This is a genomic window from Paenibacillus anseongensis (genome assembly GCF_009757995.1).
In the GTDB taxonomy this organism is placed as follows: Bacteria; Bacillota; Bacilli; order Paenibacillales; family NBRC-103111; genus Paenibacillus_E; species Paenibacillus_E chondroitinus.
In genome coordinates this window covers 118,180-141,411 of sequence record NZ_WSEM01000039.1, presented here as the reverse complement: position 1 = coordinate 141,411, position 23,232 = coordinate 118,180, and the positions used below count along the sequence as shown (strand labels likewise).

22 protein-coding genes are annotated in these 23,232 nt (G+C 45.1%); 20 read left to right on the top strand and 2 right to left on the bottom strand.

Translation table 11 applies throughout. The features are described from left to right. The first annotated feature begins 39 nt into the window (after positions 1-39). Entirely contained in the window at positions 40-300 is a 261-nt protein-coding gene (locus GON05_RS35905) for a hypothetical protein (protein WP_157326278.1), read from the top strand. 70 nt (positions 301-370) lie between these two features. Here the strand turns inward: GON05_RS35905 and GON05_RS35900 are convergent, their stop codons facing one another. Beyond that, positions 371-1,225, bottom strand: a complete 855-nt coding sequence (locus tag GON05_RS35900) for an alpha/beta hydrolase (RefSeq protein WP_157326277.1) — start codon at positions 1,223-1,225, stop codon at positions 371-373. A 159-nt stretch (positions 1,226-1,384) separates the two neighbouring features. On the opposite strand from GON05_RS35900, the gene GON05_RS35895 reads away from it, so the two are divergent. Beyond that, on the top strand, positions 1,385-2,152 hold the full coding sequence (locus GON05_RS35895; RefSeq protein WP_157326276.1) for a glucose 1-dehydrogenase: 768 nt from the start codon (positions 1,385-1,387) through the stop codon (positions 2,150-2,152). Positions 2,153-2,489: 337 nt separating this feature from the next. Here the strand turns inward: GON05_RS35895 and GON05_RS35890 are convergent, their stop codons facing one another. Further along, positions 2,490-2,882 carry a PaaI family thioesterase gene (locus GON05_RS35890; RefSeq protein ID WP_246239781.1) on the bottom strand — a complete coding sequence of 131 codons (393 nt, stop codon included), beginning with the start codon at positions 2,880-2,882 and terminating at the stop codon, positions 2,490-2,492. A gap of 205 nt (positions 2,883-3,087) precedes the next feature. Between GON05_RS35890 and GON05_RS35885 the strand changes: the two genes are divergently transcribed. The 18 genes from GON05_RS35885 to GON05_RS35800 all read left to right on the top strand — a co-directional run bounded on the left by GON05_RS35885 (position 3,088) and on the right by GON05_RS35800 (position 23,035). Then, positions 3,088-3,228 carry a hypothetical protein gene (locus GON05_RS35885; RefSeq protein ID WP_157326275.1) on the top strand — a complete coding sequence of 47 codons (141 nt, stop codon included), beginning with the start codon at positions 3,088-3,090 and terminating at the stop codon, positions 3,226-3,228. Positions 3,229-3,371: 143 nt separating this feature from the next. Beyond that, the gene (locus GON05_RS35880; protein WP_157326274.1) at positions 3,372-5,174 is read left to right on the top strand and encodes a sensor histidine kinase; all 1,803 of its coding nucleotides are present in this window, start codon (positions 3,372-3,374) and stop codon (positions 5,172-5,174) included. Next, a complete protein-coding gene (locus GON05_RS35875) occupies positions 5,167-6,771 on the top strand; it encodes a response regulator transcription factor (protein ID WP_157326273.1) in 1,605 nt (534 codons plus the stop codon). Before GON05_RS35880 ends, GON05_RS35875 begins: the two co-directional genes overlap by 8 nt. An 86-nt stretch (positions 6,772-6,857) precedes the next feature. Beyond that, positions 6,858-7,775, top strand: coding sequence for a carbohydrate ABC transporter permease (locus GON05_RS35870; protein ID WP_157326272.1), 918 nt, complete (start codon positions 6,858-6,860; stop codon positions 7,773-7,775). A 4-nt stretch (positions 7,776-7,779) separates the two neighbouring features. Next, positions 7,780-8,619, top strand: a complete 840-nt coding sequence (locus GON05_RS35865; protein WP_157326668.1) for a carbohydrate ABC transporter permease — start codon at positions 7,780-7,782, stop codon at positions 8,617-8,619. 111 nt (positions 8,620-8,730) lie between these two features. Further along, on the top strand, positions 8,731-10,071 hold the full coding sequence (locus GON05_RS35860) for an ABC transporter substrate-binding protein (RefSeq protein WP_157326271.1): 1,341 nt from the start codon (positions 8,731-8,733) through the stop codon (positions 10,069-10,071). Between the two features lie 75 nt (positions 10,072-10,146). Continuing rightward, positions 10,147-11,802, top strand: a complete 1,656-nt coding sequence (locus GON05_RS35855; RefSeq protein ID WP_157326270.1) for an MGH1-like glycoside hydrolase domain-containing protein — start codon at positions 10,147-10,149, stop codon at positions 11,800-11,802. 79 nt (positions 11,803-11,881) lie between these two features. After that, the gene (locus GON05_RS35850; RefSeq protein ID WP_157326269.1) at positions 11,882-12,700 is read left to right on the top strand and encodes a substrate-binding periplasmic protein; all 819 of its coding nucleotides are present in this window, start codon (positions 11,882-11,884) and stop codon (positions 12,698-12,700) included. An 88-nt stretch (positions 12,701-12,788) separates the two neighbouring features. Further along, a complete protein-coding gene (locus GON05_RS35845) occupies positions 12,789-13,172 on the top strand; it encodes a MerR family transcriptional regulator (protein ID WP_157326268.1) in 384 nt (127 codons plus the stop codon). 137 nt (positions 13,173-13,309) lie between these two features. Further along, complete coding sequence (locus GON05_RS35840) at positions 13,310-13,810, top strand: DUF1036 domain-containing protein (protein ID WP_157326267.1); 501 nt, start codon at positions 13,310-13,312, stop codon at positions 13,808-13,810. Positions 13,811-13,951: 141 nt separating this feature from the next. Continuing rightward, entirely contained in the window at positions 13,952-14,914 is a 963-nt protein-coding gene (locus GON05_RS35835; RefSeq protein ID WP_157326266.1) for an NAD(P)H-dependent glycerol-3-phosphate dehydrogenase, read from the top strand. A 254-nt stretch (positions 14,915-15,168) separates the two neighbouring features. After that, positions 15,169-15,867: a response regulator transcription factor gene (locus GON05_RS35830; protein WP_157326265.1), complete on the top strand. Its 699-nt coding sequence runs from the start codon at positions 15,169-15,171 to the stop codon at positions 15,865-15,867. A 529-nt stretch (positions 15,868-16,396) separates the two neighbouring features. Next, positions 16,397-17,332 carry a sensor histidine kinase gene (locus GON05_RS40210; RefSeq protein ID WP_397370370.1) on the top strand — a complete coding sequence of 312 codons (936 nt, stop codon included), beginning with the start codon at positions 16,397-16,399 and terminating at the stop codon, positions 17,330-17,332. Beyond that, positions 17,329-18,510 carry a TolB-like translocation protein gene (locus GON05_RS35820; RefSeq protein WP_157326263.1) on the top strand — a complete coding sequence of 394 codons (1,182 nt, stop codon included), beginning with the start codon at positions 17,329-17,331 and terminating at the stop codon, positions 18,508-18,510. Before GON05_RS40210 ends, GON05_RS35820 begins: the two co-directional genes overlap by 4 nt. Positions 18,511-18,654: 144 nt before the next feature. Next, positions 18,655-20,073 carry an ABC transporter substrate-binding protein gene (locus GON05_RS35815; protein WP_157326262.1) on the top strand — a complete coding sequence of 473 codons (1,419 nt, stop codon included), beginning with the start codon at positions 18,655-18,657 and terminating at the stop codon, positions 20,071-20,073. After that, complete coding sequence (locus GON05_RS35810; RefSeq protein ID WP_157326261.1) at positions 20,066-20,947, top strand: carbohydrate ABC transporter permease; 882 nt, start codon at positions 20,066-20,068, stop codon at positions 20,945-20,947. Before GON05_RS35815 ends, GON05_RS35810 begins: the two co-directional genes overlap by 8 nt. Before the next feature lie 15 nt (positions 20,948-20,962). Then, positions 20,963-21,835: a carbohydrate ABC transporter permease gene (locus GON05_RS35805; protein ID WP_157326260.1), complete on the top strand. Its 873-nt coding sequence runs from the start codon at positions 20,963-20,965 to the stop codon at positions 21,833-21,835. Between the two features lie 48 nt (positions 21,836-21,883). Then, on the top strand, positions 21,884-23,035 hold the full coding sequence (locus tag GON05_RS35800) for an efflux RND transporter periplasmic adaptor subunit (protein WP_157326259.1): 1,152 nt from the start codon (positions 21,884-21,886) through the stop codon (positions 23,033-23,035). Positions 23,036-23,232: the final 197 nt, after the last annotated feature.

Sequence of the window (23,232 nt, the reverse complement as noted above, 5' to 3'; positions counted from 1 at the left end):
AAGAGAATAGAGCAAGGAATAGAGAAATGGGGAGTCATCGTGAGCGAAATGCTGAACAAATACTGTGCCAAATTATTCGGTAAAACCGGTTTTATTGTTGAAATCGGCGTCGTCAAAAAAGTAACAAATCGGACCATCCACGTGGATTGGGGAACGAAGACGTGGATCTATCAGAATAGAGATTTTAAGTGGATTCCGCTAGACAAAGAAGAATTTGAACAAAAATATAAGAAACCTAAATTCTCTGAAGGGGCACTTAACCGTGCTGCTGAATTAGGTTTGAAAATCACTTATAACTAACAGGCAATATAAATCGAAATGACTTGAATTCCTACTGGAACTTCAAGTCATTTTTTTGATTTGTGAGTTTTCAGGCATTGTTCGCTCGAACGGTTTGCAGCCACTCGCCTACAATAGATAGAGCTTCCTCCGATTTCACGATCCTGTCATGGTTATGGCCAGCTAGAATGCGAACTTTGGCAGGTGTATATTTGCTGTACAGAGGTTCATAGGCATGGGCATCAAAGACTTCATCTTCTTCCCCAACGAGAACGAAAGTAGATGGGTTTAATTGGCGCAAATAGTTCTCGTACTTATTATCTAACATGCGGGATACAGCCAATCGATAGCTTAGCTGGCAAGTTTCAGTGCCATGCAGTTTATCCTGAGGCGTGAGTCTCCGATAGACGACGGTATGGTTATACCTGGTGATGCCAATTGCATTGAGTCCCATCAATAAGGCATATTTTGGAATGCTTACTGTGGATTCATTGTTGTTGCCGTCCTTGCGAGCAAGTGGAGAGTTGGGACTAAGTGCAGAAGAAATTAGCAAGTAGGCATGAATATTCGCGTGAATCGGGCGGATTGTTTGTCTCAGAGCCGTAGCTCCTCCTGCAGAATGACCGCCGAAGATGATGGTTGCATCCGGATAACGACTTTGGATGTGGTGGAATAAATCTTCGATGTCATCGTCCAGCTGTCCGATATAATCGATGTCGCCTCGGCGAAGGGGATTTTCGCCATAACCGCGTAAATCGGGTAAGATGACAGTTGCCAGATTATGTTCAGAAATATATTGACCAAATTCACGTAAATAAAGGCTGGGTTCTGTAATGCCATGTAAAAAAATGAGCACAATATCGGAGGGCCCTTCGAATTGTCGGTAAGGTAATTTGGCACCATCGCGTGCAATAAACGTTTTAAAATCAGTCATATAGCTTGTCATATTTGAGCAGCACTCCAAATAAAGGATTTGATCGTTCAGGGAAGTAATTCCATGTCACTTGCTCAACATCCTTCTCTTTCTAGTCCATTGCATTGAGGTACGCATGTTTGATTCAATCAATTATGGTAAAATAATGAAAAATCAGTTGAGGTGATGAGTATGCGAAAAGTAGCAGCAGTCACAGGTGGTGGGCATGGCATTGGACGTGCAATCGCGCTTGCCTTTGCTCAAGCAGGATTCGGTGTTTCCATAGCGGATATTCATGAAGATGCAGGTTTGGATACAGTCAAATTATTGAATTCCTATACAGACCATGTCGTTTTCACGAAGGTTGATGTTTCGAAGGAAGACGAAGTTAGGCAGTGGATGGAGCGCACGGTCTCTGACTTAGGCGGGATTGATGTTCTTGTTAATAATGCAGGGATTATGCATAATGCGGATGTACTTGATCTCACGAGTGAACAGTTCCTAAGGGTCATCTCCGTGAATTTAGGCGGAGCTTTTCTATGTTCGCAAGCCGCGGCGCGTGTGATGAAGGAGAAGGGGCAAGGCGGAGCCATCATTAATATTTCATCGACACGCGCGTTTATGTCAGAACCAAACACGGAGGCGTATTCGGCTTCAAAAGGCGGCATCTCTGCTCTGACGCATGCGATGGCTATAAGCTTGGGCGAATATGGTATTCGTGTTAATGCCATTTCTCCCGGATGGATTGAGGTTCGGGATTGGCACTATCAGGCTGCACAAGGCAGCATTGTTCATTCCGAAGTGGATAAAAAACAACATCCAGTAGGCAGAGTAGGCAAACCAGAGGATATCGCCGCTGCTTGTCTCTACCTGGCCGACGAGAAAGCCGGTTTCATTACGGGCCAGAATCTAACCATTGACGGCGGGATGACGGTAAAAATGATATATGCAGAAGAGTAAGATTACATAACGATGAATAAACAGCCCTAGACACATTGTCTGGGCCGTTTTTGTTTGCAAAATGGTTTCTTCAGGACGCGAAGAGAACTACAGTCCTCTATTCCAAGCAAAAAGCACAATTTGCACGCGTGAGGGGAACTACAGTCCTCTATTTTGCCGATTCACTTGAAAAAAACGCCATCGTAAGAGAAATAAGACCCGCCAGTTCCGTTCAGAATGGAAATGGCTCGTTTCCATCGAAATAGAGGACACCAGTTCCCTTTAGAACGGTACCCTGACTTTCTCGGAGCTTTTAGAAATGGTTACTAAGGATCTTCATCATCCATGAAGGTGTTTGTTATTTTTTTTCAATTATAGCGACCGTACAACGTGAAATACAAATCAGTTGACACTTCTCATCGGAGATGCGAATATCCCAAACCATCGTTTTCCGGCCTTTGTGTATAGGCGTGGCAACTGCTGTTACCATGCCATCTCGTTTGCTTTTAAGATGATTCGCATTGATTTCTAGCCCGACGGCCGCATATTTTTCTTTGTCGACGATATTAATCTCTGAGGCAATGGAAGCGGCTGTTTCCGCGAGTAGAACCGAAGCTCCGCCATGCAGGATTCCAGCAGGCTGATGGGTGCTAGGTCCGACCGGCATAGACATGACCACCCGATCAGGCGCCAATTCCACGAAGTCGATGCCAAGCGAGTGAATAGCTGTATGCAGACTTCGTTCTTTCATAAAGGTGATAAATGTGTCTTTATCCATCCCATAAGATTGATAAATTTGTTCTGCTACAATCATTAGCCATATCTCCCTTCAGAGTTCTTCCTTTTCTAGTATACGTGTCGTCATACAGCTAGTAGAAGGAATACTTTTATTGTGGAGAGGATAACAATTCCCGGATAGGAAATTCTAATTTCAACAACATGAGGGGGTTGGTAGCATGCAGATTGATAACGAGAAATGGGTGCAATTTCAAGCGGATGAGCAAGTGGAAGACGCCGCAACCAATCATGATTACGATTTGATTCGGGCTTATGCGGACCAGTTGAATGGAGAAAATGAAGTGGCTGCGGAGGAATAAAGTCAGCAAATGAAGGAACGAAATGTCGCCGTTGATGCGGCATTTTTTTATTTGCAACGATTTTAGCAGTTGACAACAAGCTGCCCGAAGGCGTTATATGGAATGTAATTAAAGATGCCATAACTAGCTAGAGGGGGCCTTACATGTTCTACTCGCTAAAAAACCGATTGATCGTGTTTTTCGTCGTCTTATTGTTCGTCTCGTTCGGGACGATGTCGTACTTGTTTTTTACGGAGTCACGATCCATTATACGGTCCTATATCGAATCGTCCGCTTTTGAAAAAATGGACGAATACGGGTCATTCGTTAACATGGCGTTGGTTCAAATCTACGATGTTTCATCGATTGTTTTTAACAGCTCGACGGTGAAAAACTGGGACAATACCCTGTCAGATCCTGCATTGCCGGCAGGTGAAAAGATGCTGGCCAACATTAATCTCAGTCAGTTTCTAACACAAACCACCAATAATTATTCGATTGTTTCGTCGGTGACGGTGTATCGGCAGGAGGGTCTGTGGATCACAGCGGACAATCAAATGATGAATGATTCATCGTTCAAGAACGAGGCGTGGTACGATCGCTTTAAGACAAGAGGCATTCAATGGGTCTCTGCTCATAAAGATCCAATTGAACTGAATCGTTCGAAAACGTTTGACGTACTCAGTTTATTGCTGCCAATCGGCACATTCGAGCCTTTGCAATCCAAAAATATGATGAAAATTAATGTCAGCTCTCAATTTTTTTTAGAACCGCTAAGTCGGATTCATTTAGGCGAAAAAGGTACGATTTTCCTGCTGGATGGTCAAGGTGATTCCGTTCTCGGACAACATGAATACGACTCTCACCCCGAGGCAGCGAATCAAATGGAGGCAATCCGCAACAGTACGCAGCAGAACGGTGTCATTTATCTGGAAAATGAAGCTGGCGCAAAGGATATTATGGTCTATAAAAAGCTGAAGCTTAACAATTGGCTGCTGGTTGGCATTGTGCCTGAAGTTGATTTGTACGGCAATTTGTACAAGCTGCGCACAAGTCTCTTGATTTTTGGTTCCTTGCTATTGGTAGGGGCAATTGCAGCGGCGATTTGGCTTTCGCACGGCATTTCGAAACCGCTCTCACGGCTGGCATCCGGGATGCGTTATGTGCAGATGGGCGATTTTGACGGCGCCGAGAATCGAATCCCTGCTGATGAAAAGGTGCGCAATGAAGTCAGTTACGTAACGGCAACGTTTAGAAACATGGTCAGTCGGCTTAGGTATCATATCAAAACAGAATTTGAGCTGAAGCTGTTAAAACAGCAGGCGGAATATAAAGCTTTATTGATGCAGATTAATCCGCATTTTTTATTTAATACGCTCGAGTTATTAAGCAGTTTGGCTATGCAGCATCGTACACAAGATACAGTGAAAGTCATCGAAGCTTTGGGGAAAATGATGCGTTTTTCCTTGAAAATCAGCAACGATTTAACACCACTTGAAGAAGAACTGAAATATGTCCGCCATTATGCGTCCATTTTACAAATTCGATTTGCCGATAGGCTGAATCTCTCGTTAGAAGAAGATGAGTTGCTTCGTTCATGTGTCATTCCCAAGTTCATTTTGCAACCGCTGATTGAAAACGCTGTAAAATACAGCTTTAAAGAGCAGGCTGAAGCAAAGGTTATTGTTAGAGTACGGCGTGAAGATCAGCGTTTAATACTCACCGTTGCTGATAACGGCACAGGAATCACGTTGGACTTGTATCAGCAGCTGCGCGCAGAGTCGTTGACTTCTCATTTTGAGCATATTTTGAAAACTAGGTCGGAACAGATCGGTTTGCGCAATGTTTTGGCCAGATGTCAGCTCTACTACGGTAATTTGTTCGATTTTGAAATTACGCCGGGTGAGCTCGCAGGCACAAGTATTTCACTGATTTTGCCTATTCAAGGAGGGAGCCTGGATGTATAGTGTGCTTATTGTCGATGATGAACCGGAAATTCGCCTTGGTTTGAAGCTCAAGGTCGACTGGGAACGCTTAGGATTGAACGTTGCAGGTGAAGCAGGCAATGGAGCTGAAGCCATGGAGTGGCTGTCACAGCATCCGGCTGATGTGATCATCACGGATATGAATATGCCCGTCATGAACGGCGTGTCCTTTTTGGAAGCTTGCTACGAACAGTATCCCGCTTTGCGGTTGATTGTTATTACGGGTTATGAGGATTTTCAATATGCCAAAGCGGCGATTCGCAATCAGGCAAGGAATTATTTGCTCAAGCCTGTGACTCAAGATGAACTGACTGAAACGCTGGGCAAAATCGTTCAGGAGTTGGATGGGCTAAGGAATGAACGTGACCAACAAGCCATGATGCAGTGGCGGCTCTCGCAATATTATAAGGAAATGAAAGAGCATTTTCTTGTTCATCTTGTCAAAGAAGAGGTGGAACGGGAGTCTGTACTGCGGGAAAGAGCCAAGTGGTTTCAACTGGATGCATGGGAAAGCCGTCAAGTGCGATTCGTTACGTCGGGTTTGATCGAGCGTCATACTACGCAGCAGGAACGTTCACCTGACAAATTGCGGTTGCCTTTCGAAATGCTGTGTAGAGAGGCGGCAGAGAATTCAAAAGGGTTGTTTCATGTGTTTCGGGATGCGAATTATGCAGGATTGATGCATTTCGTAACCGCCACTGAAGAGGGGGAACTCGAATCTTTCATACAGAACCTTCGTCATGCAGTAACAGAACATTTGGGATACGAGCCTGCGATTGGTACAGGTCAGACGGTGACTGGCCTAAGGCAATGGAAGGATGGCTATTTATCAGCGCTATTGGCTTGGAATTTGAAAGGTAATGATGGTTCGAATGTCATTCAGCATGGCGCCATGGAGGCCGTTCTTTCCGAGGAAACGACGAAGGTGCTGCAGCGTTATGTGACGCGAGGCGATTTGGTCGCGTTTGAGCAAGCGGTTTACAAAGAATTGAGTGCCTCTTTTGCCGCTTCGCAAGCACGATTTGTAAAACTTATTTTTCAGCTATATCTGATGCTGGATACGATGGCCTTTACGGCCGGCATAGCCTTAGAGAGCAGTGAACAATTGTGGCTCCGTCCCGAGCAGGTGTGGGGCTTTGATACGACCGCCAAGGCTCAGCAATTTCTGAATAAACTGGCTGTGAAAATCATGGCTGGGCCGGAAAAGGACTCTCTGGATGCCGATCATTCCATGATTCAGGCTGCCGAGCAATTTATTCAAGACAATTATATGTACGATCTGAATTTAACGATGTTAGCCGAACGTTTTAATTATAATTCCTCCTATTTCTCCGAAATGTTCAAAGCCAAAGCCGGTAAAACATTTATTCAATACATTACGGATGTGCGGATGGCGAAGGCTGTACAGCTGCTGGAGGAAACGATGCTCAGTCTGTGGGACATTGCAGAGCTGACGGGCTTTTCGAATGCGAGTTATTTTAGTTCAAAATTTAAGCGGATGTACGGGGTTTCGCCATCCGATTATCGAGTACGCCTCAAATCACCTGAAAAATTTGATAATCAACAACCGAAGAAATAGCATTCAAAGGAGCGCCGTAAATCCTTATGATGATCCTAATGGGGGCACATCGTCCCCCGAAACGATCATGAAGGAGGAGGGCGCTCATGTCATCTCTACGAAAATCCGCCCTTTCGAGGCAAAATCGTACGGCTTATTTATTTTTATTGCCATGGCTGATCGGATTTTTCTGTCTGACTTTAGGGCCAATGCTGGGCTCGCTGTATCTTTCGTTCACGAAATTCAATTTACTGAACAGCCCCCGGTGGCTAGGACTGGACAATTATGTGCAAATCTTCAAGGAAGACGACTCCTTTCTGCACTCAATGGGGCTAACGTTCCAATATGCCTTGCTGTCCGTGCCTCTTCGATTGATATTTGCCTTAATGGTGGCAATGGCGCTGAATAAAGGAATTCGGGCGCTAGGCGTATACCGAACTGTCTACTACATCCCGTCGTTGCTCGGAGGAAGCGTTGCGATTGCCATCGTTTGGCGTAAAATATTCGACGGAGACGGATTGTTCAACCAATTTTTGAGTTTGTTTGGCATTGAGGGACCGGCTTGGGTCGCACATCCGGACTATATTTTATCCACGATCATTACATTGTCCGTGTGGCAGTTTGGATCTGCGATGGTGATCTTTTTGGCAGGACTGAAGCAAGTGCCCGCTGATCTGTATGAAGCTTCGCAAGTGGATGGTGCAGGGAAGATCAGGCAGTTTTTTCAGATTACACTGCCTCTGTTGTCGCCGGTTATCTTTTTTAACCTCGTCATGAGTATTATTAATTCGTTCCAGGTGTTTACGCCTGGTTACGTGATCGGTGACGGGCGCGGGGGCCCGGTTAACTCAACCCTATTTTATACGCTGTATCTGTATTTAAAAGGATTTGCATTCTTCGATATGGGGTATGCATCAGCGCTTGCTTGGATCATGGTTGTTGTGATTGGCGTATTAACGGCCGTTGTGTTCCTGACCTCAAAGTATTGGGTATTTTACGGCGATGGCAAGGATGAAAGGGGATGATGCAATGATTGTGAACGCGAACTATACAAAACTACTTAAACATTTGTTGATTATCGCTTTTGGCTTGCTAATGCTGTATCCCGTCTTGTGGCTGCTCAGCGCGTCGTTTAAGCCGAATCAGCTCATTTTCTCAAATACAAGCCTATGGCCATCAACATTTACATTCGATAATTATATCAACGGCTGGAAAGGGCTGCAGGGTACGACGTTTGGCCGATTTTTCCTGAATTCCGCACAAATTTCGGTGCTTTCAGTGCTTGGAAACATTATTACGTGCTCATTTGCTGCTTATGCTTTTGCCCGATTGGAATTCAGATTCAAAAAGCTCTGGTTTAGCCTTATGTTGGTGACGATTATGCTTCCTTACCATGTCACTTTGGTCCCGCAGTACATTATATATAACAAATTTGAATGGATTAACACGTACTTGCCGTTGATCGTACCCAAATGGCTGGCTCACGATTCTTTCTTCATCCTGCTTATGGTGCAGTTCATTCGTGGTATCCCGAAAGAGCTGGATGAGAGTGCAACGATTGACGGCTGCGGACAAGGTCAAATCTATTTTCGGATTATGATGCCGCTGTTGGTGCCTGCCTTAATCACAACCGCTATTTTCACTTTTATCTGGACGTGGGACGACTTCTTTTCGCAAATGATTTATTTGAACAACATCAAATTGTTTACCGTTCAACTTGGCATCCGCTCCTTGTTTGATCCTTCCGGAGAATCGGATTGGGGTGCGCTGCTTGCAATGTCTGTGCTTTCACTGGTGCCGATCATGACGATTTTTCTATCCTTCCAGAAATATTTCTTGGAAGGCATAGCGACTACGGGTTTGAAATAACCCGAAAAATTGAGTAGTCAACACCCGAAGAAATGACATTCTATGTACGTTGAAAATGCTTTACGATCAGGGTATCAACGATCATAACACGAAAAGCAGGGGGAATTTTCTATGAAAAAACAGTTGATCATGACAACGTTGACCATGTTGATGGCCGTGACAACGGCTTGTTCCTCAGGAACAGGCACAGGTACAAGCAGCGGCACAACAAATGCGCCGGCGGCAAGCGCGGCAAGTGGAGCTGCAAAAGCAGAACCAGTTGAACTCAGGCTGATGTGGTGGGGCGATCAAAAACGGGCCGATCGCACGAATGAGGCGCTGCGCAAGTTCGAAGAGAAAAATCCGAATATCAAAATTGTCGGTGAGTTCGCGCCAAGCTCCGGTTACTTTGATAAGCTCAACACGCAGCTTGCTTCCGGCACAGCACCTGATGCGTTTTTCCTTGGCGGGAACGTCGTTGATTACGCCAATAAAAACGTTTTGCTGGAGATGGACCCTTATGTAGGGAAAGAACTTGACCTTAGCGATATGGATAAATCCATGATTCAGTATGGGACATTTAAAGGCAAGCTTCTACATGTCTCTGCCGGTGCGAACGCAAGGGGGATCGTTGTCAATACGGAGTTGTTCAAAAAAGCTGGAATCCCCGTTCCAAAAGACGGTTGGACATGGGAAGAATTTGGAAAAACGAGCAAAGAAATTTCGGATAAGCTGGGTAAAGACGTATTCGGTACGTACAATTTCACTGTCGATGGCATGGATATCTACTTGAAGCAAAGAGGCAAGATGCTTTACGACATGGATAACGCGAAGCTTGGTTTTGAGCAGCAGGACGCGGAAGAGTGGTTCGGCTTATGGGATGCGATGACTAAAGCTGGCGGCGTTGTTACACCGGCGCTGCAAGTGTCTAATCCTCCGTCGGATACGAGCAAATCACTTGTGGTTACCGGCAAAGTGGCGATGAGCTTACTTGCTTCCAATCAGCTTGGCGCTCATCAGAATTTGATTCCGGATAAGCTGGAGTTAGTTCAACTGCCTCGTGGACCGAAAGGTACCGGTGTCGTATTCGAATCGAGCCAAGGCTTGTCCGGTTATGCCAAAACGAAGCATCCGAAAGAAGTGGCAATGCTGATGAACTACTGGATTAATGATCCAGATGCGGCGAAAATTTTGGGCAATGACCGTGGTGTTCCTGTTACATCCAAAATGCGTGAGCTGTTGAAGAAGGATGCGAATCCCGTTGATCAAGTCATCTATGATTATACGAGCCGTGTCTCTGCAGCAACGAACAAAGAACCATTCGCGGTGAGCTACAACCCTCCTGGCAACACGGAATATACGAAACTAATTGAGACAACTGTCCAGGAAATCGGGTTTGGTAAAAAAGATGTGAAAAAAGGCGTGGCCGATTTCTACACCGGTACGGTCAAAATTTTCAACAATAACAAATAAGGAATCCGCTTGCGGGAGAAAAGACTGCCACTGGCAGTCTTTCTTTCATTGAGACAAGAAAAGAGGCTATAACATATGAAAGAAGATGTGCTTAAGAAACTTCGCGGGATTCAGACAGAGGACAAGGTCGGTGAGCTGAAAAAAGCTTCCGATGTTCAAGTCGTGAAAGAGTGGATGCAGCATGGCGTGAAATTTGCCGCATCCTCCGATAAAATTGAGAGTGTCTACTACGAGGCGCTGCGCAAGCTGTTAGATTGCGTGGTGCCAACCCTCGGCGACAAACCGATTTTACATGAAGGCGGCATCTATTTAGGTTGTTGGCTGGAAAGTACGGGGACTATTAATGCCGAGCTGCTTTCACGCTTTCTACCGTCCGTATCGGAAACGACGTATGAAATGTTCGCCGACCATCAACGCGAAGATGGCTTAATTCCGTATAAACTGACCGAGACGGGTCCATCGTATAGGCAAATTCAACTAGTGACACCGCTTGCGCGAAGTGTGTGGAATCATTATCAGCTGAACGGGAAGGATCAGACCTTTCTGCGTAAAATGTACACGGCCATGCAGCGCTATGACGAGTGGCTTGCTACTTATCGTGATACGCGCGGTACAGGTACTGTCGAAGCGTTCTGCACATTCGATACGGGACATGACTTGTCGCCGCGCTTCTGGCATGTACCGGACACACCGCATAGGAATGATCCGCGGGTGTATAACCCGGATTCTCCGATTCTGCCTTTCCTTGCACCGGATTTAACGGCAAATGTGTATTGTCAGCGTCTTTATTTGGCGAAAATGGCAGAAGAGTTAGGCGAAAGCGGTGAGTCTTGGCGGGAGAAAGCAGCTACCAGCTTAAATTGCTTATTCGAATACTGCTTTGATGAAGCGGATCAGTTCTTCTATGATCGGGATAAAAATGACGAGCTGGTTCGCGTTCAATCGGATATCCTTCTGCGCGTGCTAGCTTGTGAGGTTGGCGATCAAGCATTTTTCGATCAAGCGCTGAGGAAATATCTGCTCAATACGCGTAAGTTCTTTGCCAAGTATCCCTTTACTTCAATCGCGATGGATGATCCTCGGTTTGATCCTTTTTCATCGTATAACAGCTGGGCAGGGCCATCCAACTTTCTCAGCCTGATCCGTGCACCGCATGCCTTTGAGCACCACGGACGATTCGTAGAGCTAACGTATGTGCTGTATCCCATCATGGCGGCTTTTCATAAAATGACGCGCTTCTCTCAAGCACTTAGTCCTTGGACAGGCGAGGAGGGGTTTACGCAAACCTACTCACCGGCCATTTTATGCGTGTTGGATTATGTTGAACGGCTATGCGGGATTATGCCTAGACCGGAGAATGAACTTTGGTTTACAGGACTGCTTCCTTACGCCGTCGATCACGGGGAAGAAATTGCTGAGACTACGGCCTATAGCCGCCAAGTAGACGGCGTTACTTTTGAACTGGTGAATACGGTGGATCAATCGATTGTTTATCGGGATGGGAAGGTTCTGCTTCAATTTCCTAATGGATTAAGAGCTGTGACGGATCGAGAAGGGAAACTGAAATCACTCATCGGGATGAGTGTTCGAACAGTACAAGGGATCGTTTCATATGATGGCCATGAGTGGCATGTTGCTGTAAAAGGAAATGAGCGAATTGAATTGATGAATGGCATAGAGCTGAAAAAGGTTGAGGTTGATAGGGGAGTTATCGCACCGACTTATCGTTAGATCTAAGTATATAACCAAGTATAACCTCTCATCGATTAACAAATAATACCGTTGTTATGAGAAGGAGGGTATCCAAGCTATGGTTGGAAATCGAAGCAAGCGGGGCATCGCTCTGTTAGCCGTCCTGTTGGTTATGCTTGCTGCCTCAGGGTGCGGGAAACAGGAAACGGTCAAAGTCGGCATTGAGCAAAACTTCCGTCCGTTCACGTATACGGAAAACGGGGATAAGAAGGGCTTCGAGGTCGATTTGTGGCAAGCGATTGCGAAAAAAGCGGACATTAAGTATGAACTCGTTCCCATGGAGCATGGAGAACTCATCAAGAGCGTTAAATCTGGCGCGGTTGATCTGGCGATTGCCGGTATGACGGTCAGCAATGCCCGCAAGAATAATTTTGAATACTCCAGTCCTTATTTTCAAACCGGGCTGGTCGTCTTGACATCTACCGACAATGGTGTCATTAAGAGCAAGGAGGATTTAGCACAAAAAGTGGTGGCCACCAAAAACGGATCGACTGCTTTTAACTACGCAGGTGAAATTCAAGGAGCAAAAATACGGAGCTATTCCAATGTCGCTGATGTCTACAACGAATTAAAAAACAATACGGTGGATGCCGCCATTTTCGATGAGCGTAACGCCCATGATTTTCTACAGGACAAAGCGCAAGGGCAAGTGAAAATGGTTGGAGAAATGTTTAACAAAGAGCGATACGCCGTCGTTGGGAAGAAACGCAATAAATATATCGGCAAAGTGAATAAAGGCATCGAGGCTGTCAGCAAAGACGGAACTTACGAAACGATGTATACGAAGTGGTTTGGCGCGAAGCCGGATCAAATGCCGGATAAAATAAAAAAAGATATGGAATACGAAATGCAGCATGAAACCGTGAAAGGTCGCTAAATGGCGGCCTTTATTGCTTTATAGGTGGCCATTCCGGTTGACATGGAGTATACTCCAGGGGATAAAATCGTTACAAAGGAGGCTTGGTATGGAACTTACAGAACATACACTTTCAATTTCAGAGCTGTCTGAGAAGACCGGCCTGAGCATAGATACGATACGTTATTATGAGAAAATCGGGATCTTGCCCTCTCCTCATCGTAAAAGCAACGGACAGCGGGAGTATACGAGCGGCGATCTGGAACGATTCATTTTCATTACACACTTGAAACGAACACAGATGCCGTTAAAAGAAATAGACCGCTACATTCAGTTCTATATGGATCAAGACTATGAAGGTTGCTTTCAAGTTCTTCAAAAACACAAAGAAGACATAGAGGTGCAAATGGCTGAGATGAGCATTGCACTTGAGAAAATGAACTATAAATTGGACAATTTCAAGAGTCTCGTAACTGATCAAAATGGAAAGTGAAGTTAGCGATGCAGCGATCCAGCACTCCGGCATTCGCCTAATATTTTAGGAGAGTCAACGTTTGTCCCTTTCTATATTCCAGTAATCTCATAGTATAAACTGTAAGATTACTATAGTGGAATAGGAAGTGACGAACTATGGGTTTCAGTTTCCGAAATGCTACGAATGCTCCGCTGTTTATTTCCTTCGGATACTTTAATTTACTCTGTCGACCAACGACCTTTGTCAAAACAGGTTGGTACAGAGTGGACCCTGGGCAAACGCGACAAGTTTGGAGTGGGTTCGTTGGCGGACAAACGTTTTATTACTATGCTGAAGATGCGTTCGGACGCCGCTGGGCTGGGCAATTTTTCACACAAGTCCCTTCGACACCGTATCGCTGGTGCTGGGACACAGGCTGTTCCACTTGCCGAACAGTTGGTTTTAGAGGAATTAGGCTCGGTTTGCTGGTTGCCAATTTCACACTCACATTAACCACAATTCGGAGTGCGAGAAATGCTGTTGGTCCTGTGGCATTGCCATCTAAAGGCATTTCATCACTGCGAAAAGTTCCTACAGGCATGCCTGGAAAAAAACAAGTAGGCAGACCCCTTCTCGGAGGCCGCACATCAAATCGTTTGTGGTTGCCCCCAAAATAGTCAACCTTCTCATCCGCCCTTTCGGCGGATTTATTGTTTTCATAGGCATCGAGAGGATCGTCAACTTTTTTCGCGAATAATGCTATTGGAGATACATAGAGAGTACTCACGCCTCAGATTGACGTAAAGGAAGTGCATGTAATGAAAGTGACTGTATTAGGCTGCGGAAGATGGGGATCATTTTTATCCTGGTATGCCAATAAACAAGGACATGATGTGAAATTATGGGGAAGAGAGGCTTCCCGGAATTATCAGAAGTTGCTGCAAACGAGAACAAATGATTATTTACTTTTACCACAACAGATTCAGTTAACGAATAGCTTGGAAGAAGCTGTTGCATTTGCTGAACTTATCTTTATTGCGATTAGTGCTCAAGAACTTAGAGGGTTTGCTAAGCAGCTTAATTCGTTAAACCTTTCAGGCAAGTCATTTGTTCTGTGTATGAAAGGTCTTGAAGGAAATACCGGGGAAAGGCTTACACGTGTCATGAAAGAAGAAATTCAGCAGCCTGTCCATGTGGCCATCTGGGTCGGTCCCGGACATGTGCAAGATTTCGTGCAGGACATTCCGAACTGTATGGTGATTGATTCGGACAACAGTCAGATTACGAAGTTAATCGTTGATAGCTTGGGAAGCGAAACGATCCGGTTTTATTATGGGGAAGATGTATTAGGAAATGAAATTGGTGCGGCTGCGAAAAATGTGATCGGCATTGCGGCAGGCATTTTGGACGGATTAGGCTATTCCAGCTTGAAAGGGGCATTAATGGCTAGGGGAACGAAAGAAATAGCCCGGTTAGTCAAAGCAATGGGCGGGAATGAGTTGACTGTATATGGATTGGGTCATCTCGGTGATTATGAGGCAACCGTGTTTTCGAAACATAGTCATAATCGGCGATTTGGGGAAGCTTTTGTCAAACAGGAACCCTTTGAGAAATTAGCCGAAGGAGCAGCTACGGTGAAAGCCTTGCTTCATTTGTCAGCCAAGTATGATGTGGAATTGCCCATTTGTCAGGCTGTGAATGCCGTCCTTTGGGAAGAGCAAGATGCGCAAGATCAGATCATGAAGTTATTTATGAGACCTGTCAAATTTGAAACCATTTAACTAATACATATTTGTTGCAAGCATAGGTAGTCAATGTCATTACATTGATCACCTGTGCTTTTATTATGTCCGGGATTGAAATACAATTGGATGAAAATACTAAAAAGCAGCTTAGTTGGACACATAAAGTTTACAAGTTCGTAACATGCACGTTACCTTACAGAGGTATAATTTCACCGAGCATCACCGACTTTGCTATTGGGAATGTTAATGGCTGGCGCGGGTGCCCAAGGCGTAATGAACACGGAGGGCGGATGGAGAAGACCAAAATATTAGTGATTGAGGATGAAGCAGCAATTGCCGATCTTCTGGAATACGGACTGCAAAAGGAAGGGTATAGCATTCAAAAAGCAGCTACAAGTGCTGAAGGTCTGAGACGGCTGGAGTTGTTCCAACCAGATTTATTATTGCTGGACTGGATGCTGCCGGACGGGAATGGTCTGGATATTTGTAAAAAAGTTACCGCGCTATATAACATTCCAATTGTCATGCTTACAGCCAAATCAGACATTACAGATAAAATTCTCGGTTTGGAATTTGGAGCGGATGATTATATTACGAAGCCTTTTGATCTTCGGGAAGTTGTTGCTAGAATTCGAACGATTTTGCGGCGGTTTGCTCAGGCGAATCGGACCACGAACGAAACACAAGAAACCATTATCCAAATTAGAGAAATTACGATTAATACAAGCGAGCGTCTGGTTTATAGAAACAATGAGCTTATTGACTTGACCCCGAAAGAATATGATCTTATGATGACGCTCTATCAATCCAAGGGTAAAATCTTTACCCGAACAGAACTGCTCGATCAGGTATGGGGCTACGATTTCGCTGGAGATACAAGAACTGTAGATACTCACATTCAACGTTTGCGCAAAAAGCTGCAACTGAGTGATCTGATTACTACCGTGTTTAGCATAGGCTACAAATTTGAGAAACAAGTGGACGGGTAACATGCTGCACACCATTAGAGGGAAGCTGCTTATCGGATTTTTTCTCATTTTTCTTATTTTCTTTGTGATTTTAAACCAGATGGTTGCAAGAAATATTGAATCCGGCAATCAAAAGATGATGGCGGATTCATTAATTGGTCTGAAAAATAACAGCAATGCCTATGTGCGGCAGTCGTTTATGATTCATCATTTTGGCAATGATGAACTGTATTTCGGACAAATCGCCGAGGAGATGGCGAAAGATTTGCAGCATGATACGTCCACCAGCATCGCTATGTATTCCGTAACAGGGGACAAGCTGTACGCAACGGACCCTGCACTGTTTGAGGCGGATGGAGATGATTTGAAACAAGCCCTTCACGGCAAAACCGCCTATCGAATTACTTCGGAGAATCAAACAACATCGGTTCTGTTCGCATTCCCGGTCATCGTTGATGGAACGAAAGTAGGGATTATTCGGTTTGCCAAGGATTTCACTTTGCTCTATGAGCAGAGCACACAAATTAGGCGAACAATTTTTGTTACTGCTATGGCTGTTTTTGCAGCAGCATTCCTGTTCACTTATTTGCTATCTCGGCACATAACGGTACCTTTAGTAAAACTGTCTACGGCCTCCACTGAAGTTATGAAAGGAAAGCTGGACACTAGACTTACGTTCAGGCGCAAGGACGAGATTGGTAAACTGGCTGCCAATTTCAATAACATGATTGAACGCATCCAAAATCAAATTGCTACCATTGAACATGATCGTGATCAATTGGATGAGTTGAACCAGGCGCGCAAGCGATTTTTCGATAATGTAACCCATGAACTGAAGACGCCGCTTACAACCATTATGGGGTATGCGACCATTATTCGGGAGAACGGAAACCAAGATCAAGAGATGTTTGAGAAAGGGATTACCCACATTGTTGATGAGAGTAAGCGGCTGCATGAGCTGGTTTTGAATTTGCTTGAGCAGTCGAAGGAATCCCATGTTGCGGATCGGATGACCATCGTAGATGTAGGATACCTCTTAAGTGATGTTAGCGAAACGATGACGATTAAGGCCAAACGATATAAGAAAACGATTCGATGCCATGCGGAAAATGGTTTATTCGTAAGTGGACATCCGGATAAACTGAGGCAGTTATTCATCAATCTTCTGGATAACGCCATCAAATATGGCTACGCCCATACGGACATTGTAGCGAAAGCGGAAGCGGAACTTGCATCCGAAACTGTGCGTTTGACGTTCACAAACCAAGGTCCCACTGTTCGTCCGGAGCATCTCAGCCGGATCTTTGATCCGTTCTATCGGGCGGATGCGACTACGCATGAGGCTGAAAGTGCAGGCTTGGGCCTAAGTATTAGCCAAGGAATTGTAGACGAACATCAGGGCAGCATCCGCATGACAAGCCATTTGGATCTGACCAGTGTCTATATCGAGTTGCCATACCGTAGATTGGAGAGTGATCGGGAATGAGTAAACGTTGGTGCCGCATGATTACGATATGCTTCCTGATTACGATCTTATTGGCAGGCTGCTCGAGCATATCACGTTCAGAAACAATTATCATCCCGGATGAGGAGGAAACATCGCAGGTCAAAGAGGAGCAAGGTGCTTATGATGTCAAGACGATCTACCGTATCCTTAGTAAATCTAGTGAGCTGGGGACACCAATAGGTTGGATCCATTCCACTTCACTTTTAAGCCTCTTTGACGAAAATGAAAAAACAGTTAGCATGGAACGTGTGGATGCCCCTTATGAAGAGCATCTGAAATTACTCGGCCTTGGGGCGAAGTTATTTTTTATGACTTTTTCTCCTGCCAACCAGTCGATTGCTTATGTCAAACAAGAGAATGACTCTTACGGATTAAACGTAATTACTCTGGGGGAGCAGAAAGAAACAGTGATCGCTCCAATTGCGATGGAACAGTTTCGCTCCTTGCGATTTGGATGGTCGAATAACGGCCGTTATCTCGTTTATCTCACGAATAAGTCCGAGAACAAGGAAGCTTTAATTAGCGTGTATGATTGGAAGGAGCATAGTTTGAAAAGCTATTCATTTGGTGGATGGGACGAAGCGGATATCATCGGTTCCATTCAGCTAGCTGACGATGCTCAAAGTGTAGCCATCGTTCGCTCAAGAGGGAAACAATCTTATGTGGAAATTGGCACGTGGAGCGGCAGCGAGATGGTTCGGCAATATGAACATCTCGCTGCGAACGACAGCCAAGTTGAGTGGATCCACAACGACCAGATCGCGTTTATCGGACAAGAGGGAACATTGTATGCTTATGACCGACGCAATGCTGCCTTTTCCGTTCTTGTAGAAGGGGTTAATGCGTTTCGTTTATCTCCGGATCGCAAATCGATTGCCTACGCACAGGACAAGGACACCGTCTACGCAGCTTCGTTATATGGCAACAATGTACTCAACAAGACACAACTTTTCAAAGGAGTCATACCCTCGCTTATGGCGTGGAGCCAGGATAATAGAAGGCTTCTTCTATCCGGGTGGAAACCTTATGAATGGGATAAGCCTCGAGCGGCCCCAGCCCCTGCTCAAGCTCCCGAACCCGCTTCGCACTCCTCAGCGGCTCAAGTTGTTGAAGGCGCATCTAGATTGAATCAAAACTTAGTGATTGAGTTCAAATAAAGAATCGAAGGATTTCCTTCGGTTCTTTTTTATGACAACTCGTTGACATTTCGTTGACAAGTTGGATAAGAGACGGCAACATCCTTGGGTTACATTGATCTTATAGGCTTATATCAAATATCACCGAACAAGGATGGGATAAAATTGAAGAAATCCAGATATTGGTTAGGACTTAGTTTAAGTGTTTTCATGCTGGGCTTATCAGCCTGCAGCTCGAACCCGAGCTTGAGCCCGAGCAGTCCTGGCACGGACACGGGGAAAGCGGGAGAGACTTCCACTCCACAGCAAACGGGAACGAATGCAGCGAATTCGCCTAAAGGCGGCAAAGCTACAATTGTTTTCTCCACATTTTGGCCGGATGAGGAACTTAAGAAAGCTAAGAAAAGTTATGAGGCCGCGCATCCGAATATTACAATTGAGCTGCAGGATGTCGTGACAGATGATGCGCATTTGGAAGCTGAGCTGCAAAAATATGTAACCGCGACGAACACAGCCATGTTATCCGGCAAAGGACCAGATATGCTCGCCTTAGACATGCTGCCAAGTGAGAAATATGTCGGTCAACATTTGCTTGCTGATCTAAGCGGGATGTTGAAAAAAGACCCTGGATTCCAAAAGGGGGACTATTATAACAATATTCTGGAGAGTTCCCAAACCAATGGAGGCCTTTTCGGAATGCCGCTATCTTTTTTCCTCAATGTATTCATCGGTGATGAAACAGTCATCAAACAAACTGGTGTTCCAATTGACGATAAAAATTGGACGTGGGAAAAGTACGCCGACACCCTCAAGCAGCTAAGTCAAAAGGGACCTAATAAAGTATCGGCGGGCAGCGCTCCTGGAGCCGCGGCGTCAGAAGGCAAGGAAATGATGCAAATGCTGTTGGGTGAAATGGTTAAGGAAAACTACTCTCATCTGGTTAACGAGTCTTCCCGTACGGCAAGCTTCGACTCGGCAGCTTTTACGGATATGATGGGGCAGATCAAAAAGATGTATGATGACGGCGTTTTCGCAAGTCCTCGCGGTGGTTCCTATTTCAACTCCAAAAATATCAATTCCGCCTGGGATTATCTTGTTACGATGAAAGAGTCTGGTAAAGATTCGAGATTGTATGCCAAACCAAGAGCGGAAGGAACGACAGCTGGCGGGTACTTTTACCCCTACAAGGTTATCGGAATCAATGAGAAATCTCCCGTCAAACAAGAGGCTTGGGAATTCCTTCAATATTTGATGTCGGGCGACATTCAACCAGCGCCAGAACGAGCGGGTTTCCCCATCAATAAGAAGGTATATGAAAAACAAGTTCAGCAGCTCCTGGCCAGCAAGACAGTCAAAACCTATGAAGAAGGTCCATTGCACGGTCAATCGATTCCCGTCGATCCCGCTCAGATCCAACTGTTGAATGGTTATTTGTCGGATGCCGTTCATCCCGTTGCTTTCCAGCCCACCAAAATTGAAGAGATCGTTCAAAAAGAAAGTCAAGCCTTCTTCAGCGGTCAGAAACCCGCCAAAGATGTAGCCAAACTTATTCAAAACAAGGTGATGACCTACTTGAATGAGTAAAATCCAACTTTCGACTTGGCTTGGGAAAGAAAGTATCGCACCTTGGATCTTCCTGGCGCCTAGCGCAGTAGGCTTCATATTGTTTTATATCATCCCGTTCGGTATGGGGATTGTGTATTCATTTACAGATGCTACGATTGGCGGATCGTTTGTCGGCTTTGATAACTATAGCGCACTGCTCAGCAGCAGATCGTTTCATAAAGCAGCAATGAACACATTGTTATTTACGAGTATTAGTGTGCCGCTTCTGATCTTATTATCCTTGGTGCTCGCTATCCTCTTAAACCGGCAGCTCACCATACGTAGTTGGCTGCAGACTTCCTTTGTTTTGCCATTGGTCGTGCCGGTAGCTTCCATCATCATGATATGGCAAATTTTCGTTGACTGGAATGGAGCTTTAAATGCATGGCTGCATAGCCACAACTGGGCTAGGATCGATTGGATGCAGTCCGACGGCTCGATAGGGGTATTGGTGATTTTATACATTTGGAAAAACGTGGGGTACGACATGATCTTATTTCTGGCCGGACTTCAAGCAATTCCTGTTTCCTATTATGAATCCGCCAGGATTGACGGTGCTAGCAGGCTGCGTCAGTTCGTTCATATCACACTGGTCTATTTGACTCCGACGATGATTTTTGTTGTGCTGATTTCGATTATCAACTCGTTTAAAGTGTTCAGAGAGACTTATTTGCTCGCCGGTGACTATCCGTATGACCGCATTTATATGCTTCAGCACTATATGAACAATATGTTCTTTTCACTGGACATTCAGAAGCTGACTGCAGGAGCAACGCTGATGGTAGGTTGTATCCTGATTCTAGTGTTCGTCCTGTTAGCCGTCGAGCGGCGGTTTCAATCTTTTATGGAATAGAAGGAAGTGAAAGACATGGTAAGACGGTTGACCAAGGTTATCGCCACTTTCTTGTTAGCGATGGCAGCAGGCATCTCCTTGGTTCCCATTGTACTAACCTTTACGAATTCACTCATGACCGAAAGTGAGATTGGACTTAACTATGATTGGATCGGAAAAATGCCTGATGCGGCAGCAGGAGATAAGGATGCATTTGTTAATCTGAAATGGATTCCGGATTGGCTTAGTTTCAATCAGTATCTCGAAGTATTAGTGCGAAATCCGAAGTTTCTCCATATGTTCTGGAACTCTGTAGGGCTGGTCGTCCCCATCATCGTAGGGCAAGTCGTTGTAGCTTCATTAGCGGCTTATGCATTTGCTAAGCTTCGCTTTCCTGGAAGAGACAAGTGGTTTCTCTGTTATTTGATGACGATGCTAATGCCATTTCAAGTGACGTTAGTCCCGAACTATATTATTTTGGAAAAACTCGGACTGCTGAATACACAATTGGCCATTGTGCTGCCAGGCATCTTCGCGGCTTTCGGAGTCTTCATGCTCCGACAATTTATGTTTCATATTCCAGCAGTCTTGACAGAAGCGGCCAAAATGGACGGAGCCGGGCATTTCACGATCTTTGGCCGAATCATTCTTCCACTTGTCAGACCGGGGTTTGCCGCACTTATTGTTCTGTTATTCGTTGATTATTGGAACATGGTCGAGCAGCCGCTTATCTTTCTGCAGGATGTGGTCCAACAGCCCTTATCGCTTTATTTGGCACAGATTAGCAAAGAGGCTAGAGGTGTTGTTTTCGCAGCATCCGTGCTCTATATGAGTCCTATGGTGGTTTTATTTCTTTACGCTCAAAACCATTTCGTAGAAGGGATTCAACTTTCGGGGATTAAAGGATGAGGCGGCATCGGGTCGATTTGAGCAAAGGCAGGATCAGGAGGAAACGTTTTGGATTTTGAAATGAAAAATGGTAATAGCAAGCCCGGAAAACGCTGGCTTCATCTTGTCACTGTACTGATGATAACCGTGTTCGTGATTTCAACATTGCTGAGCAACACCCTCTACGGTATGACGCTTCCGAAGGTGACGACACAAAACGTTGGTCCTGGACAATTGGATCAAACTTTTAAAGGCAGTGCATTTCTAAAGCCCGTGGAAACAAGAGAGCTCTCAGGACAACCAGGCTGGAAGGTCACTAAGGTACAGGTGCAAAAAGGGGAAGTTGTCACAAAGGGTCAGCTTCTTGTACAGTATGACAATGAGGAAGCCCAAAATCAGCTGCAAACCGAGCAAACGTCATTAAACAAGCTGAATTTATCCATGGAGAAATTGGAATATGACTATGTTCAAGCGGTACATAGCGAGGATCAAGGCGTCGTTCTTGCTGCCAAAGCCGCAGTGGAAAGCGCCAAACTTGATATCACCGCCCAACAGAAGCGGATTAGTGATATGAGTGCTAAGTTGGAGGGAAATCGATCACTGCTCGCTCCTTTCGACGGGAAGGTTGCGGAAATTAACGCAAAAGAAGGGCTGGCGGCACTCACAGGTACCGCGGATATCCTGCTTTTGAATTCACAAATGGGCTACAAAATCAGCTTGTTGGTTCCTGCTTCTATTACCGATAGTCTGACTCTAGGAGAAGCAATTGAAGTTCAACTTCATGGGCAGAATGATCAGTCTATATCAGGTAAAGTAGCGAATATAGGAGGAGCGGAGATTGGAAATGCCTTACTAACTGAAACCAATGGCGGGCAATCTGAAAAATCTGTAGACACCAATCAGTTGACGATAACCCTTCAAGATGCATCGCTTGCAGGGAACGAAAGGGCTGAAGTTACGCTGACTAAGAAAGGAAAGCCCGGCATGATGCTTGTTTCGAAGGCTTCCGTGCGGAGCGATGCGGCAGGCACGTTCGTTTATACGGTCGAAGAAAGAAAAGGTCCGCTCGGCAATGCGTTCCATGCCATACGAAGAAGCGTCAAAGTCGTAGAATCGAACGAGCAAGCTGCCGCTGTTGAAGGATTGTTTCCTCAGGAACCGGTCATTGTGGAAAGCAGTGAACCGCTTTTGGATGGGAGCCGTGTTCGAGTTGTTGAGTAAGTGGATATAGATATATGATGACATAATATAAGTTATGTAAACAAGTAGCCAATTTCACATGATTATGACACATGTGGAGTTGGTTATTTGTATTGTTTGAGTTATATATTGTTGCATAATCAAGTATTCAGTTGAAGAATTGGCTATAATAATATAAAAATGCTTATAATGATACATAATTGTTGTAATATGCAACA

Excerpts from the sequence above, each read along its gene's own strand:
- GON05_RS35860 (WP_157326271.1), top strand. The coding sequence starts at position 8,731 with ATGAAAAAACAGTTGATCATGACAACGTTGACCATGTTGATGGCCGTG.
- GON05_RS35880 (WP_157326274.1), top strand. The coding sequence starts at position 3,372 with ATGTTCTACTCGCTAAAAAACCGATTGATCGTGTTTTTCGTCGTCTTA.
- GON05_RS35850 (WP_157326269.1), top strand. The coding sequence starts at position 11,882 with ATGGTTGGAAATCGAAGCAAGCGGGGCATCGCTCTGTTAGCCGTCCTG.
- GON05_RS35890 (WP_246239781.1), bottom strand. The coding sequence starts at position 2,882 with ATGAAAGAACGAAGTCTGCATACAGCTATTCACTCGCTTGGCATCGAC.
- GON05_RS35830 (WP_157326265.1), top strand. The coding sequence starts at position 15,169 with ATGGAGAAGACCAAAATATTAGTGATTGAGGATGAAGCAGCAATTGCC.
- GON05_RS35855 (WP_157326270.1), top strand. The coding sequence starts at position 10,147 with ATGAAAGAAGATGTGCTTAAGAAACTTCGCGGGATTCAGACAGAGGAC.
- GON05_RS35805 (WP_157326260.1), top strand. The coding sequence starts at position 20,963 with ATGGTAAGACGGTTGACCAAGGTTATCGCCACTTTCTTGTTAGCGATG.
- GON05_RS35900 (WP_157326277.1), bottom strand. The coding sequence starts at position 1,225 with ATGACAAGCTATATGACTGATTTTAAAACGTTTATTGCACGCGATGGT.
- GON05_RS35885 (WP_157326275.1), top strand. The coding sequence starts at position 3,088 with ATGCAGATTGATAACGAGAAATGGGTGCAATTTCAAGCGGATGAGCAA.
- GON05_RS40210 (WP_397370370.1), top strand. The coding sequence starts at position 16,397 with ATGGCTGTTTTTGCAGCAGCATTCCTGTTCACTTATTTGCTATCTCGG.
- GON05_RS35835 (WP_157326266.1), top strand. The coding sequence starts at position 13,952 with ATGAAAGTGACTGTATTAGGCTGCGGAAGATGGGGATCATTTTTATCC.
- GON05_RS35870 (WP_157326272.1), top strand. The coding sequence starts at position 6,858 with ATGTCATCTCTACGAAAATCCGCCCTTTCGAGGCAAAATCGTACGGCT.
- GON05_RS35865 (WP_157326668.1), top strand. The coding sequence starts at position 7,780 with ATGATTGTGAACGCGAACTATACAAAACTACTTAAACATTTGTTGATT.
- GON05_RS35840 (WP_157326267.1), top strand. The coding sequence starts at position 13,310 with ATGGGTTTCAGTTTCCGAAATGCTACGAATGCTCCGCTGTTTATTTCC.
- GON05_RS35895 (WP_157326276.1), top strand. The coding sequence starts at position 1,385 with ATGCGAAAAGTAGCAGCAGTCACAGGTGGTGGGCATGGCATTGGACGT.
- GON05_RS35810 (WP_157326261.1), top strand. The coding sequence starts at position 20,066 with ATGAGTAAAATCCAACTTTCGACTTGGCTTGGGAAAGAAAGTATCGCA.
- GON05_RS35845 (WP_157326268.1), top strand. The coding sequence starts at position 12,789 with ATGGAACTTACAGAACATACACTTTCAATTTCAGAGCTGTCTGAGAAG.
- GON05_RS35820 (WP_157326263.1), top strand. The coding sequence starts at position 17,329 with ATGAGTAAACGTTGGTGCCGCATGATTACGATATGCTTCCTGATTACG.
- GON05_RS35875 (WP_157326273.1), top strand. The coding sequence starts at position 5,167 with ATGTATAGTGTGCTTATTGTCGATGATGAACCGGAAATTCGCCTTGGT.